We start from the raw sequence: 14,580 nt of genomic DNA on the forward strand, positions 1-14,580 counted from the left end.
GCCGTGAAATCGAACCAGCAGCGCATGAACTATACCGGCTTGAACACCAAGCCTTACACGCTGGCGGCCTTTGTCATCTCGGGCATGTATGCTGGTCTTGCAGGTGGTTTGCTGGCCTCGATGGACCCGCTTGCCGGGGCCGAGCGTATGCAATGGACTGCATCGGGCGAAGTTGTTCTGATGACGATCCTTGGCGGTGCCGGTACCCTTCTTGGGCCAGTATTGGGCGCGGGTTTTATCAAGTACTTCGAAAACATCTTCTCCAAGATCAACGACAACGTTCTGCATGGCTGGTTTTCCTTCATGCCCGACGGGATCGAAGACTTCATCATCACGATCATCCACCCCTTCGTGGGCAAAGGCTGGCACCTGACCTTGGGTCTGTTGTTCATGCTGGTCGTGATCTTCTTGCCCGGTGGTCTGGTCGAAGGTGGTCAACGCATCGGTCGCCTGTTCGGCCGCAAGAAATCGGACCCGGAAACGCCTGACGGCAAAACAACCCCAGCAGAATAAGGAGCGGACGCGATGAATATTCTTGAAGTCAAAAACGTCAACAAGCGCTTTGGCGGTCTGCAAGCGCTAGGCAATGTGAACCTGAACATTGCCGAAAACACGGTACATGCCATCATCGGGCCAAACGGCGCGGGCAAATCCACCTTGCTGAACTGCCTTGTCGGCAAACTGATCCCGGATACCGGATCGGTGATGTTCGACGGGCAATCGGTGCTGGGGCGCAAACCCTACGAGATCAACCAGATGGGCATTTCCCGCGTGTTCCAGACCCCCGAGATTTTCGGCGATCTGAGCGTGCAGGAAAACATGATGATCCCCTGCTTTGCCAAACGTGACGGGGCATTTGCGATGAACGGCTATAACTCGGTCGGCAGCCAGCGCGATGTCATGGACAAAGCCGAGGAAATGCTGGTCGAGATGAAGCTGGCAGACAAACGTCACATGCACGCGGCATCCATGTCGCGTGGTGACAAACGCCGCCTCGAGATCGCGATGTGTCTGGCACAAGACCCCCGACTGTTGCTGCTGGATGAACCAACAGCCGGGATGGCGCGCGCCGATACCAACAACACCATTGATCTGCTTAAACAGATCAAAGAGGAGCGCGACATCACAATCGCCATCATCGAACATGACATGCATGTGGTGTTCTCATTGGCCGAACGGATCACCGTATTGGCGCAAGGCACCCCCTTGGTCGAAGACACCCCCGATAACATCAAAGGCCACCCCAAGGTCCGCGAAGCATATCTGGGCGAATCTCAAGACGCTGCATGACGTTGGGCGGGGCTCGGCCTCGCACCTCTCGTAAGGATAGTATTATGAACACGACCCCCGATTTTTCCAATAGCGCCAACCACGCGGCGACCGCCCCCGCCTATCTGTCGGTGTGGGATATCCACGCCTACTATGGCGAAAGCTATATCGTGCAAGGCGTCAGCTTTAACGTCCACGAGGGCGAAATTCTCGCCCTTCTGGGCCGCAACGGCGCGGGCAAAACATCGACCCTACGGACAATCGCGCAGATCGGCGACCCGGAATTGCGCAAAGGCGAAGTGTGGCTTGACCACAAACCGCTGCACAAAATGGCCAGCCACGAGGCCGCGGCAAATGGCATGGCACTAGTGCCCGAAGACCGCCGGATCATCGCCGGCCTCACAGTCGAGGAAAACCTGCAACTGGCGCAAATTGCGCCCCCGATCGGCTGGTCGCTTGAGCGGATTTACGAGCTCTTCCCCCGCCTCAAGGAACGCCGCAAACAAGAGGGTGTGACGCTGTCAGGTGGTGAACAGCAGATGCTTGCCATCGCCCGTGCATTGGCCCGTGACATCAAGGTGCTTCTGCTGGACGAGCCCTATGAAGGTCTGGCCCCCGTGATCGTGGACGAGATCGAAAAAACGCTGACCTTGATCAAGTCCCAAGGGATTACCACAATTCTGGTGGAACAAAACGCCGTGCGCGCGCTGAAACTGGCAGACCGTGCGGTGATTATGGACACCGGCAGCGTCGTCTTTGACGGTTCGGCAGAAGAAGTGCTGAACAACGCCGAACTGCGGGCGGAATACCTCGCCATCTAAGCGCATTGATCGCAACGGGCGGCGGAATTTTCAAAAATTCCGAACCGGAAAATTCGAATTTTCCGGCGTCCGTTGCGGCGCTATGTTTTTACCATTTCACGCAGTTTCGTCTTTAGAACTTTGCCATAGTTATTCTTTGGCAATGCTTCCAGTCTCACATAGGCCTTGGGGCGCTTAAACCGGGCGATCTGCGACAGGCATAGTGCATCCAACTCAGCTTCAGGCGCGCAGCCTACGATAAATGCGACCACTTCTTCGCCCCAATCAGGGTGCAAACGGCCAATCACCGACGCCTCGATCACGTCTGAATGCTGTAACAGAACCTCTTCGACCTCGCGTGGATAGACATTGGACCCGCCAGTGATAATCATATCCTTGCTCCGGTCCCGCAGCGTCAGATACCCGTCGGCGTCCAGCACACCAATATCCCCAGTCTTCAGCCAGCCATCCTGCAACGTCTTGGCTGTGGCCTGCGGGTTATTCCAATAGGCTGACATCACCGTTTGACCGCGTACCATGATCTCGCCTGCCACCCCCGCGGGCAGCGGATCACCTTGCGCATCGCCGATCTGTACCTCGACAGCCGACTGTGCCCGCCCGACCGAGCCGAGCCGTGCGCGCCAGTTCGAATGGCACCTGTCGCTGACAGTTTCGCGCGGCAAGGCTGTTATCCCCATCGGGCATTCGCCCTGGCCGTAGATCTGCACAAAGACTGGCCCGAAATGATCCACAGCGTCTATGATGTCAGCGGTGTACATCGGCCCGCCAGCATAGACGACGGTCCGCAGCCCGTCGCCGCGACGCCCCGTTGCCCGCGCATGGGCTGTCAGGCGCGTGACCATCGTTGGGGCAGCGAACATATGCACACGCCCGAAATGCGCTGCCAGATCAAGAATCTCATCTTCGTTGAACCCGCCCGAGGCAGGACAGACATGGCGCGCGCCCCTTTGGACATGCATCAGGTTATAAAGCCCTGCACCATGACTTAGGGGTGCCGCATAAAGTGCTACATCCTCTGGTGATACAGGATCAACGTCACTGTGATAGCAAAGCGCCATAGACAGGGCCATACCATAGCTGATCATCACCCCTTTGGGGTTGCCCGTCGTGCCCGAGGTATAAAAAAGCCATGCCAGATCGCTTGGATCGCGAGGGGTGACCGCCGTTACTGGCGGCGTCGACAAAATCTCGCGATACGGGTCGGACGGGGCCACGACAACCTTGATTGATGTATCATGTCCCGGTGCCAACCCGTCACTGCAAAAAACAATTCTGGTACCGGAATCGTGCAAGACAAACGCCGCCTCGCGCGGGTGAAGCTTGGCGTTGATCGGGACCGCTGCGGCACCAGCATACCAAATGCCGTAGAAAACAATCAGATAGTCCGGCGTGTTCTTCATAAAAATCGCAACCCGGTCCCCAGCCCCGACCCCCTGCGCGATCAACCATGCTGCCACGGCCCGCGCCTGTGCATCAAAGCTGCCATAATCGGCGACCTGCACCTGCCCTGAAAACAAGGCTGGCCGGGTTGGCCCCACTTGGGCGCTTCGCGCCAGCCATATTGCCAAATTCATGATGATCCCCCCGTTTCGGGCTACTTTGGCAAGCAACCTTCCCTTAGGCAACTGGTTGCTTTCCATGGCGGCCCCCATAGCCTATAAGACGGCAGATTTGGGCTACAGGCGCAGCCCCCCGCTTATGACTGGTTGAGGAAAATATGACAAAAAACACCCATGACGCAGATGTGGCCTTTATCCGTGCCCTTGCCGAATTGCTGAACGAAAACGATTTGACAGAACTTCAGGTCAAGCGGGATTATGCTGAAGACGACAGTCTGAATGTGCGCGTCAGCCGCAAACCGCCACAGCAAATTATGGCCCCCCAGCAGATGCACGCGGCACCTGCGCCGATGGCGTCGCCCGCACCTGCCGCGATGGCATCACCTGCACCATCTGAAAACAATGACCCTGCCAGCGATCCCGGCGCAGTCGTGTCCCCGATGGTCGGCACGATCTATATGCAGGCAGAACCCGGTGCGCCGTCCTTTATCAGCGTCGGCACCAAAGTGGCCGAAGGCGACACCTTGTTGATTGTCGAAGCCATGAAAACCATGAACCACATTCCAGCGCCGCGTGGGGGTACCGTCAAGCGTATCCTGGTCGATGATGGTGCTGCCGTCGAATTTGGTGCCCCCTTGGTGATCCTGGAATAAGGCGCTGAAAATGTTTAATAAAATTCTTATCGCCAACCGGGGAGAGATCGCGTTGCGCGTGATCCGCGCCGCGCGCGAAATGGGCATCGGGTCGGTAGCGGTACATTCCACCGCTGACAGCGACGCGATGCACGTGCGCATGGCTGACGAATCTGTCTGCATCGGCCCACCGTCGTCGCAGCAATCCTATCTGTCGATCCCGTCCATCGTTGCCGCCTGCGAAATCACCGGAGCCGAGGCAATCCACCCCGGATATGGGTTTCTGTCGGAAAACGCTGGCTTTGTTCAGATTCTCGAAGACCATGGCCTGACCTTCATCGGTCCCACTGCTGCGCATATCCGCATCATGGGCGACAAGATCACCGCCAAGGACACCATGAAAGAACTGGGCGTGCCCTGCGTGCCGGGGTCTGACGGCGGTGTACCAACGTTGGAAGATGCCAAGCGCATCGGCGAAGAAATCGGCTATCCTGTGATCATCAAAGCCACGGCTGGCGGCGGTGGCAAGGGCATGAAAGTCGCGCAAACCGCCGCTGACATGGAACGCGCCTTTATGACCGCCCGCGCCGAAGGCAAATCGAACTTTGGCAACGACGAAGTCTATATCGAGAAATATCTGACCACGCCGCGCCACATCGAAATTCAGGTGTTTGGCGATGGCAAAGGCCGCGCCGTGCATCTGGGCGAACGCGATTGTTCGCTGCAACGCCGCCACCAAAAGGTATTCGAAGAGGCCCCCGGCCCGTCGATCACCCAATCCGAGCGCGAACGTATCGGCAAGGTTTGTGCGGATGCGATGGCCAACATCAACTACATCGGTGCTGGAACGATTGAATTTCTGTACGAGAACGGCGAGTTCTATTTCATCGAGATGAACACCCGCCTTCAGGTCGAACATCCCGTCACCGAAGGCATCTTTGGCGTCGATCTGGTACGCGAACAAATCCGCGTTGCAGCCGGTTTGGACATGTCTTTCAAACAAGAAGACCTCAAGATCAACGGCCACGCCATCGAGGTGCGGATCAACGCGGAAAAATTGCCAAACTTTTCGCCCTGCCCCGGCAAAATCACGCAATATCATGCGCCGGGTGGCCTTGGTGTGCGGATGGACAGTGCGCTGTATGATGGCTATTCGATCCCACCTTATTACGACAGCTTGATCGGCAAATTGATCGTGCATGGCCGGGACCGCCCCGAAGCGTTGGCCCGTTTGAACCGCGCCTTGGGTGAGTTGATCGTGGACGGTGTGGATACCACCATTCCTTTGTTCCACGCGCTGTTGCAGGAAAAAGATGTCCTGACAGGGGATTACAACATCCACTGGCTGGAACATTGGCTGGAAACAAATCTGGGCAATGCCTGACCTGACACCGGAACTGCTGCTGCGCGGCTATGCGATCGGGGTCTTCCCAATGGCCGAACATCGCGACGACCCGGAAATTTTCTGGGTCGACCCGCGGCAGCGCGGCATATTTCCGTTGGACAGCTTTCACATCTCGCGCAGTCTGGCGCGCGCCATGCGCCGGACCGAATTTACCATCACAGTGAACACCGCCTTTAGCGACGTGGTTGAAGGCTGCGCAGACCGCGCTGAAACCTGGATCAACGAACAGATCTTTACGCTTTACCTTGATCTGCACGCACGTGGATCGGCCCATTCCCTTGAGGTGTGGGAAGGACCAGAACTGGTCGGCGGAGTTTACGGCGTCACGCTAGGGTCCGCATTTTTTGGCGAAAGCATGTTCTCGCGGCGGACAAACGCGTCAAAGATCGCGTTGGCCTGTCTGGTGGACCGGTTGCGCCGTGGTGGTTTCACGCTGTTCGATACCCAATTCTTGACCGATCATCTGGCGTCGCTCGGGGCGGTCGAAATCCCACGCGCCGCATATCAAAAATTACTCGATGATGCGCAGCAGCATAGCGCAAGTTTTGTGGCACCCGCGCCTGCCACGCCTCAGGACGTGGTGCAGCGGATGGCCCAAATATCGTAGCGCGGATGCTCCAGCGCGGAGAGCGCTGGCGATGATGCAATCATCCAGCCGGAAAACAACTTGTCGTCACGGCCTGTTGTCTTGATCTCAAGCTCCACATAGGCGTCGCCAGCGGGGTTACCCTTTGGAAAGCGGCAGTCGGTCATCAACACATCCAGATTGCCGACCCGTGCGGTCTGTCCCCGCCTCATTTCGATGTCATGCGCGGCACCAGATACTTTATCCAATGCGCGCAATACCCCGCCAGAGGCACTGGTGGCTTGCTGCGCATGCAGTGGCGATGCCAGAACCGCCAGTAATACCAATATCTTGCGCATCAGTTATCCCCTTGTCCGGATACGAATTTCAGCAAAAGAGAGATCAGACTGACAGCACCTTGCGTGTCGCTGATCACGTCCCCGTCCGAGAAATAGAAAGGCGAACCACCCGGCACAATTTCCATATAATTCCCGCCCAACAACCCTTCGGAGGATACGACAAGCGCACTATCATCGGGAATTTCAATGCCGTCATTAATCGCGACCACAGTCTCGGCGCGGTACGTGTCGGCGTTTAGCGCAACATCCGTGACTTTGCCGATTTTAACCCCGGCCAGACGCAAATCCGTGCCGACATCAATCCCCTCAAGGCTGCGAAAGCTGGCCTTTAACACATAGGAATCGCGCGGCCCCGTCAGCCCCGCAGCTTGGCCCGCATAAAGTGCAAATCCAATTGCAGCGGCCAAAACGACACCGCCCACCATGATTTCGGGCAGGTCTTCGCGCATGGTTATTATTCCGGGCTCCAAGCCTCGTAATCGCCGCGGTCCTTTGGATGTTCACGGCGGATAGACCCAGCTGGCGCATAGGCAAGCGCGGTGCCGGTCAGGTTTTCCTGATGCGGCTTTTCCCATGCTTTATGAACCAAAGGCTTGTCTTCTGGTGTCTCGTTCCACGTCCGGTGCAACCAGCCGTGCCAATCAGGGTTAATGCGCGACGCCTCAACCTCTCCGTTAAAGATCACCCAGCGTTTGCTGTCATCAGCATTGCGGTAATAAATATTGCCTTGGGCATCCTCGCCCACTTTGGTGCCTTTGCGCCAAGTAAACAGTTGCGTGTTCAGCGTCTGGCCGTTCCACCAGGTCGCGCTGCGCAAAAGAGAAGTGAGAATGCCCATGAAGGTCTCCTGAAGCTTTGGATTGTCTATGCCCCATCAGCGCGCCTACGTCCAGTAGCCGGTGGGCAGCTGCCCGCCGATTTTATGGTTCAGTCCGCGCGATGTTGCCGGAATCTATGGAAAATTGGCAGCGTTCGACACAGATGTCGACCCTTTGCTGCCGCAATGTGGGCTTCATCTTGAAATCTTGGGCCAAGGATGGGCACGCCTGTCGCCGTTGCGCATAGGACCACGACGAAGCCCATCCCTGTCAGATTGCGATCAAGCGGTGGGTGCCAAAGCCGTTACTTCAATTTCGATCCGGTATTTTGAATCAATCAGCCCGCATTCGATCATCGTGGCGGCAGGCGGGTTGGCCCCAAAGGTCTCGGCCAGGATCGGCCAGCATGGTTCGAACTCGGACCGGTCGGGCAGATAGTAGTTCACACGCACAACGTCGGCCAATGTCGCACCGGCTTGCTCAAGCGCGCCTTTGATCGTTTCAAGGGCTGCACGGCACTGGTCTGTGACGGTATCCCCCTGCCCGACGGTGCCTGCCACATGAATGAATCCGCCTGCGACGACTGCACGGCAATAACCGATCTTTGCCTCGAACTCTCCGCCCGAAAAAATACGTTGTACCATCTGGTGTTCCTTTGGATGATTGTTGTCACTGACAAATCCCGACTTCGGGCAAGGGTCAAGACCCAAGAAGCGGCTGACACCTAAAGAACTACTTTCAAAAGAAAAAGGCGCACCATTTCTGGCACGCCTCGTTCAAAATATATGCAAAAGGTTTAGCCGGCCGTTGCGGGTTCTTTGTCGGCCTCGGCGTGGATCATCAACGGTGCGGCGTCAGACATGACAGCCTCTTCGTTCACGACCACCTCGGTCACGGTGTCCATGCCGGGCAAGTCAAACATTGTATCCAGCAAGATATCTTCGAGGATCGAGCGCAGACCGCGCGCGCCAGTCTTGCGTTCAATCGCACGTTTCGCAATCGCTGCAAGCGCATCATCGGTGAACGTCAGCTGCGTGTCTTCAATCTCGAACAAGCGCTGGTATTGCTTGACCAATGCGTTCTTAGGCTGGGTCAGGATCGTAACCAACGCGTCCTCGTCAAGATCTTCAAGCGTTGCGAGTACAGGCAAACGACCGACGAATTCCGGGATCAGACCGAATTTCAACAGATCTTCCGGCTCAAGATCGGTAAAGATCTCTCCAATCCCGCGGGCATCCTTGTCGCGCACATCGGCACCAAAGCCCATGGCCGACCCTTTACCGCGCGCTGCAATAATCCGGTCAAGCCCCGCAAATGCACCGCCGCAGATGAACAGGATGTTGGTCGTGTCCACTTGCAGGAATTCCTGCTGCGGATGCTTACGCCCACCTTGTGGCGGAACGGATGCAACCGTACCTTCCATCAGCTTCAGCAATGCTTGTTGAACGCCCTCGCCCGACACATCGCGGGTGATCGACGGATTTTCGGATTTGCGCGTAATTTTATCAACTTCATCGATATAGACGATGCCGCGCTGCGCCCGCTCAACATTATACTCGGACGATTGCAGCAATTTAAGGATGATGTTTTCAACATCTTCCCCCACATAACCGGCTTCGGTCAAGGTGGTCGCATCCGCCATCGTGAACGGTACATCCAAAATACGCGCCAGCGTCTGTGCCAACAGCGTTTTACCGCAACCGGTCGGGCCGATCAGCAGAATGTTGGATTTCGCCAGCTCGATATCGCCGCCTTTTTGGGCGTGGTTCAAGCGTTTGTAGTGGTTGTGCACGGCAACAGACAGAACCTTTTTGGCCATCGCCTGGCCGATGACATAGTCATCCAGCACATCACAAATATCTTTCGGGGTCGGCACACCGTCCGTGGCCTTCAACCCGGAGGCTTTGGTTTCCTCACGGATGATATCCATGCACAGCTCAACGCATTCATCGCAAATGAAGACGGTCGGGCCCGCAATCAGCTTGCGCACCTCGTGCTGGCTTTTACCACAAAAGCTGCAGTAGAGAGTGTTTTTGCTGTCGCTGCTCGAAGTATTGGCCATTTCAACCCTTTCAGGTCTGTCGTTTGATCTTGCCCGCCACTTGGGCGTGCACTTATGTCTTGTTCCTAGCCAGCTTAGGCCAGCGGTGCGCGGTCCACAATCGCAAAATCATAGACCGCGCCTGTCCGGTTTACTTGCCCTTTTTATCGGCGCTTGGGTCATCCATTTTGCCACGATTTTCGACGATCTCGTCAATCAGGCCCCAATCCTTCGCCTCTTCGGGGGACATGAAATTGTCCCGCTCAAGGGCTGCTTCGACTTTTTCCAGCGGCTGACCGGTGTGTTTCACGTAAATCTCGTTCAGGCGCGTTTTCAGCTTTTGCGTTTCCTGCGCATGAATCATGATGTCTGTCGCCTGCCCCTGATAGCCGCCAGACGGCTGGTGCACCATAACGCGGCTGTTGGGCAGTGAGAAACGCATGCCTTTTTCACCGGCTTGCAACAGCAAGGACCCCATAGAGGCCGCCTGCCCGATCACCAGCGTGGACACCTTTGGTTTGATGTATTGCATCGTGTCATAGATCGACAAACCAGAGGTCACGACACCGCCGGGGCTGTTGATATACATCGAGATTTCCTTGGACGGGTTTTCCGCCTCGAGGTGCAAAAGCTGCGCCACGATCAGCGATGACATGCCGTCATGCACCGGGCCGGACAGGAAAATAATCCGTTCTTTCAAAAGTCGCGAGAAAATGTCGTACGCGCGTTCGCCCCGGCTGGTCTGTTCGACCACCATAGGGACAAGCGTGTTCATGTATGTTTCATAGGGATCGTTCATAAAGCCTGCCTGATTGTGCCGTTCGCGGGACCATACCCGCGAAACCCTTACCTACAGATTAGTCGCGCCCAACTTGGGGTTCAAGGGGGGGTAACCGATCCAGTTGATCCTGCGCGCCGCAGGGCTAAGTCGCGCCATATGACAAACCTATTAACAAATTTTGAACCGACCCGCGCCGCTGGCCTTGAAAGGCTGAAAAATTTTGCCCCCGATGCGGGGCAAAAATATGCCATAGGGCGCAACTACGAGGGCAGCGCCAAAGATCCCGGCGCGGTATCGGCCCTGTCGCCCTATCTGCGCAGCGGAGTGCTATCGCAGTCCGAGGTGCTGCGCGCGGTTCTGGACCACCACAGCCCAAAAGAGGCGGATCATTTTATCGCCGAAGTCCTGTGGCGCAGCTATTGGCAGGGATGGCTGGCCTTGCGCCCCGCCGTTTGGGACAGCTATCAAGCTGATCTGAAACACCTTTTCAATCAGGTACAGACGCAGTCCGGCTTGCGCCAACGCTGGCAAAGCGCCTGTCTGGGTCAAACTGGAATAGCCCCGTTTGACGCATGGGCACATGATTTGGTCCGCAGCGGTTATTTGCACAATCACGCGCGCATGTGGTTTGCGTCCATCTGGGTGCATACTCTTGAATTGCCGTGGCAATTGGGCGCGGATTTCTTTTTGCGGCACTTGCTTGACGGCTGCCCTGCATCCAACACGCTGGGGTGGAAATGGGTTGCGGGCCTTCAGACGATCGGCAAGCCGTACATTGCCACGCCAGAAAATATCGCAAAGTTTACCCATGGCCGTTTTACGGAGGTCACGGGCCTTGCCGGCCAAGCCGCGCCCCTTGCTACACCTGCACATCCTGATCCGACACCGCTTTGGGACCCGCGCCAGCCGGACCGGGCCCTACCAACCGGATTGATTCTGCACGAAGACAACCTGAACCCTGCACATATCCTCACCGATGCCCCGCCGCTTGCGGGCCATGTGACCCTGATCGCCACCGCAGATCAGACCCCCTGGCAGATGGCACCGCATGTAGGGGCCTTTAGGGAACAAGCAGCGCAGGACATGCACCGCAAATTGGCCGACCGGATTGGCCCCGCAAGCGCCCCCCTGACGTCAGCGCAGGCGCTAAAAGCTTGGGCACAAGATCAAGGGTTTGCCCAACTGATCACAGCTGACGCGCCGGTTGGTCCGACGAAAGCCGTGCTTGATGCCCATGACACCCTGTCCGATGGGCCGCCCCTGATCCGGGCCCGCGCGCGTTTGGATGCAACGGCCTGGCCACTGGCCACAGCAGGTTTTTTCAAGTTCCGCGCCCATATCCCCAAATTGCTGGGGTTGATAACCTGACGCGCCCTGTCACAAAACTTTCATCCAGCAGGCACAATACTGTGACAAAATTACGGGATTTAGGCCACGATACAAACACCCAACTGCAGGAGCAGCCATGACACGGCGCGACATCATCAACGACCCCATGATCGGAAACAAGGCCGAAGCCTATGAGGCTTTTGACGATATCCCGACAAACCCCAACCTTGAGCGCACAATCGGTGATGTGATCAATGCGCGTTATGGCCGCCGGAATGTCTTGCAGGGCATGCTGGGGGTCACCGCAACAACGACGCTTTTTGGCACCTCGGCGCTGATCGCCCCCAGCCAATCGCAGGCCGCAGCCCAAGACAGCCGCTATGCGTTTGATGAACTGACATGGGGCAACGACGAAAACCACCATGTCGCCGACGGGTATGATGCGCAGGTTTTGCTTCGCTGGGGCGATCCCATCACAGCCGATGCGCCAGAATTCGACGTGATGAACCAGACTGCCGCAGCACAGCTGAAACAATTCGGCTATAACAACGACTACGTCGGTTTTGTGCCGCTGAATGACGATGGCAGCCGTGGTTTGCTGTGCGTAAACCACGAATACACCAACGAAGAGGTCATGTTCCCCGGTCTTGGCCGTCAGGATAACGTTGAATTTTCCGGCATGACGCCCGAACTGATCGACATCGAGATGGCCGCCCATGGCGGATCGGTCGTCGAAATCGCCAAGGACGCCTCTGGTGCATGGCAGGTCGTGCGCGACGGCAAAATGAACCGCCGTATCACACCACTGGACACGGCGATGATCCTTGACGGCCCCGCCGCAGGTCACAAGCGGTTGCAAACCAACGACGACCCCACCGGCACCAAAGTCATCGGCACGCTGAACAACTGCGCCGGCGGCATGACCCCTTGGGGCACCTGGCTGATGGCCGAGGAAAACTTCCACGGTTATTACTGGACCAACAATCTGGACGCCGACGGCAAACCCGTGATCGACCCCGCCAGCAGCGAAGCTGCATCGCAGAAACGCTATGGCGTGCCGGGGATGTGGTATGCTTGGGGCCAGCAGTACGACCGGTTTAACATCGACAAAGAACCCCACGCACCGAACAAATTCGGCTGGGTCGTCGAAGTGGACCCGATGGACCCGACCTCGACCCCGATCAAACACACCGCGTTGGGCCGTTTCCGCCACGAAGGGGCCGAAACAACCGTGTCCAGCGATGGCCGTCTGGTGGTCTATATGGGCGACGACAACCGCTTTGATTACCAATACAAATACGTCTCTGGCGGCAAGGTATCCGACGACCGCGCAGCCAATTCCAATCTGCTTAGCGATGGCACGCTTTATGTCGCCCGATTTGACGAAGACGGCACTGTCGCTTGGCTGCCGCTGATCCATGGCGAAGGCCCGTTGACGGTCGAAAACGGGTTCAATGATCAAGGCGACGTGATGATCGACACCCGCATCGCGGCCGATCTGCTGGGGGCCACCCCGATGGACCGCCCCGAAGACGCGCAACCGCGTGGCGATGGCACAGCCTATATCATGCTGACCAACAACACCAAACGCGGCGAAGACGACCTGAACCCTGCAAATCCCCGCGCCAAAAGCAGCTTTGGTCACATCATCGAGATCAAGGAAGACGGCGGCAACCACGCGGCAACTGCGGGCACATGGTCGATCCTGGTAAAATGCGGCGATCCATCCCTGACCGAGGTCGGCGCCCAGTGGAACCCCGAAACATCGGAAAACGGTTGGTTCGGCAGCCCGGACAACTGTGCGATCGACGCTGACGGGCGGCTTTGGGTCAGCACGGATCAGGGCGGCAGCTGGAACAAGACCGGCAAGTCTGACGGCCTTTATGCGGTCGAAACAGAAGGCGACGCGCGCGGCACCTCCAAGCTGTTCTATCGCTGCCCTGTGGGCGGCGAGATGTGCGGCCCCTACTTTACCGAAGACGGCGAAACACTGTTCGTCGCGGTCCAGCATCCAGGCACAGACGGCACCAAGAACTTTGCCGGGTTCGAGCGTGACAGCACATTCGAGGATCCAGCGACCCGCTGGCCCGATTTTGACCCCACCATGCCACCGCGCCCCGCCGTCGTGGTCATCACAAAACAAGGTGGCGGTAAAATCGCCGTCTGATCAGGATTTGGTCACTGTTTGACCTTACCCTTACGTCATTACAAAAAAATAAATCTTCATTACGCAATGCGCCCAAAGAGCAATCTTTGGGCGCAATTTCTGTTTCACATATTTCCGTCAACGGTGTCGTCAGCCGTCTGACAGACAATCAACAAAGGACGCTGCAAGGCTTTGGATCAATTCGGGGTACAGCGTCGCGCCCAAGGTCAGCTCGGCCCCAAGCGGGTCAAGGGCTGCCGTTTTCAGCCGACCATCCCCGTCCAATGCCGCCACAAGACCGGGATTGAATTGCGGTTCCGTAAAGATGCACACTGCATTTGCATCCTCGATCACGTGGCGCAATTCGGTCAGCCGCGCAGCACTGGGTGCTGCACCATCGCTGAGTGAAATGGCTGCGCTGGCTTCGGTGCCAAACCGTGCCTCGAAGTAATGATACGCGTCGTGGAAAACGACAAATGGCCTGCCTTGCAAGGGCGCAAGTTCTGTTTCCAACGTCGCAGTCAAAGCAGCCAAATCCGCCTGTCCCTTGGCCGCATTGGCGCGGTAGGTATCCCCATGATCGGGATCAATCTGCGCTAATGCCTCTGCGATTGTACCCAGCCAGAAAGAGGCATTCACAGGATCAAGCCACATATGCGGGTCCATCCCGCCTTCCGCTGCGTGATCATCGTGGTCCGTGTGGGCGTCATGATCGCTATCGGCGGCGTGGTCTGCATGGTCTGCATGGTCATCGTGGTCTGCGTGGTCATCATGCCCGTCCATGTCATGCGCATCATGAGCATGCTCATGCGCCTCAAACGCAACGCCGCTTCGGTTCTCTAACACTTCAGTCCC

Annotated in this window: 16 protein-coding genes; 8 read left to right on the forward strand and 8 right to left on the reverse strand. The window is 57.1% G+C overall.

Annotated elements, in window-relative coordinates; all coding sequences use genetic code 11:
- The 3 genes from ABYT07_RS13425 to ABYT07_RS13435 form a co-directional block, all read left to right on the forward strand.
- On the forward strand, positions 1–513 hold a 513-nt coding region (locus ABYT07_RS13425), incomplete at its 5' end, for a branched-chain amino acid ABC transporter permease (RefSeq protein ID WP_372992360.1).
- A 12-nt stretch (positions 514–525) separates the two neighbouring features.
- The gene (locus ABYT07_RS13430; protein WP_372992362.1) at positions 526–1,290 is read left to right on the forward strand and encodes an ABC transporter ATP-binding protein; all 765 of its coding nucleotides are present in this window, start codon (positions 526–528) and stop codon (positions 1,288–1,290) included.
- A gap of 44 nt (positions 1,291–1,334) precedes the next feature.
- Entirely contained in the window at positions 1,335–2,090 is a 756-nt protein-coding gene (locus ABYT07_RS13435) for an ABC transporter ATP-binding protein (RefSeq protein ID WP_372992364.1), read from the forward strand.
- 80 nt (positions 2,091–2,170) lie between these two features.
- Here ABYT07_RS13435 and ABYT07_RS13440 read toward each other — a convergent pair whose 3' ends face one another.
- Positions 2,171–3,664, reverse strand: coding sequence for a class I adenylate-forming enzyme family protein (locus ABYT07_RS13440; protein WP_372992366.1), 1,494 nt, complete (start codon positions 3,662–3,664; stop codon positions 2,171–2,173).
- A gap of 143 nt (positions 3,665–3,807) precedes the next feature.
- On the opposite strand from ABYT07_RS13440, the gene accB reads away from it, so the two are divergent.
- From accB to aat, 3 genes are read left to right on the forward strand one after another with little or no spacing between them, the layout of a single operon-like run.
- Complete coding sequence (gene accB, locus ABYT07_RS13445; RefSeq protein ID WP_372992368.1) at positions 3,808–4,302, forward strand: acetyl-CoA carboxylase biotin carboxyl carrier protein; 495 nt, start codon at positions 3,808–3,810, stop codon at positions 4,300–4,302.
- Positions 4,303–4,312: 10 nt separating this feature from the next.
- A complete protein-coding gene (gene accC, locus ABYT07_RS13450; RefSeq protein WP_372992370.1) occupies positions 4,313–5,665 on the forward strand; it encodes an acetyl-CoA carboxylase biotin carboxylase subunit in 1,353 nt (450 codons plus the stop codon).
- Positions 5,658–6,293 carry a leucyl/phenylalanyl-tRNA--protein transferase gene (gene aat, locus ABYT07_RS13455; RefSeq protein WP_372992372.1) on the forward strand — a complete coding sequence of 212 codons (636 nt, stop codon included), beginning with the start codon at positions 5,658–5,660 and terminating at the stop codon, positions 6,291–6,293. Before accC ends, aat begins: the two co-directional genes overlap by 8 nt.
- On the opposite strand, the gene ABYT07_RS13460 is transcribed toward aat, so the two are convergent.
- The 6 genes from ABYT07_RS13460 to ABYT07_RS13485 all read right to left on the reverse strand — a co-directional run bounded on the left by ABYT07_RS13460 (position 6,257) and on the right by ABYT07_RS13485 (position 10,268).
- Positions 6,257–6,610, reverse strand: a complete 354-nt coding sequence (locus ABYT07_RS13460; RefSeq protein ID WP_372992374.1) for a DUF2155 domain-containing protein — start codon at positions 6,608–6,610, stop codon at positions 6,257–6,259. The two genes, aat and ABYT07_RS13460, sit on opposite strands and share 37 nt — an antisense overlap.
- The gene (gene mlaD / locus ABYT07_RS13465) at positions 6,610–7,059 is read right to left on the reverse strand and encodes an outer membrane lipid asymmetry maintenance protein MlaD (protein WP_372992376.1); all 450 of its coding nucleotides are present in this window, start codon (positions 7,057–7,059) and stop codon (positions 6,610–6,612) included. Before mlaD ends, ABYT07_RS13460 begins: the two co-directional genes overlap by 1 nt.
- A gap of 5 nt (positions 7,060–7,064) precedes the next feature.
- The gene (locus tag ABYT07_RS13470; protein ID WP_372992378.1) at positions 7,065–7,448 is read right to left on the reverse strand and encodes an NADH:ubiquinone oxidoreductase subunit NDUFA12; all 384 of its coding nucleotides are present in this window, start codon (positions 7,446–7,448) and stop codon (positions 7,065–7,067) included.
- 261 nt (positions 7,449–7,709) lie between these two features.
- A complete protein-coding gene (locus tag ABYT07_RS13475) occupies positions 7,710–8,072 on the reverse strand; it encodes a RidA family protein (RefSeq protein ID WP_372992380.1) in 363 nt (120 codons plus the stop codon).
- A gap of 152 nt (positions 8,073–8,224) precedes the next feature.
- Positions 8,225–9,490 carry an ATP-dependent Clp protease ATP-binding subunit ClpX gene (clpX, locus tag ABYT07_RS13480; protein ID WP_372992382.1) on the reverse strand — a complete coding sequence of 422 codons (1,266 nt, stop codon included), beginning with the start codon at positions 9,488–9,490 and terminating at the stop codon, positions 8,225–8,227.
- Between the two features lie 130 nt (positions 9,491–9,620).
- Positions 9,621–10,268: an ATP-dependent Clp protease proteolytic subunit gene (locus tag ABYT07_RS13485; protein ID WP_372992384.1), complete on the reverse strand. Its 648-nt coding sequence runs from the start codon at positions 10,266–10,268 to the stop codon at positions 9,621–9,623.
- Between the two features lie 138 nt (positions 10,269–10,406).
- On the opposite strand from ABYT07_RS13485, the gene ABYT07_RS13490 reads away from it, so the two are divergent.
- Both ABYT07_RS13490 and ABYT07_RS13495 read left to right on the forward strand, forming a co-directional pair.
- Positions 10,407–11,618, forward strand: a complete 1,212-nt coding sequence (locus tag ABYT07_RS13490) for an FAD-binding domain-containing protein (protein ID WP_372992386.1) — start codon at positions 10,407–10,409, stop codon at positions 11,616–11,618.
- A 97-nt stretch (positions 11,619–11,715) separates the two neighbouring features.
- Entirely contained in the window at positions 11,716–13,746 is a 2,031-nt protein-coding gene (locus tag ABYT07_RS13495) for a PhoX family phosphatase (protein ID WP_372992388.1), read from the forward strand.
- A gap of 129 nt (positions 13,747–13,875) precedes the next feature.
- Here the strand turns inward: ABYT07_RS13495 and ABYT07_RS13500 are convergent.
- On the reverse strand, positions 13,876–14,580 hold a 705-nt coding region (locus ABYT07_RS13500; protein WP_372992390.1), incomplete at its 5' end, for a zinc ABC transporter substrate-binding protein.

The sequence above is a fragment of the Sulfitobacter sp. genome, from assembly GCF_041552635.1.
Taxonomy (GTDB): Bacteria; Pseudomonadota; Alphaproteobacteria; order Rhodobacterales; family Rhodobacteraceae; genus Sulfitobacter.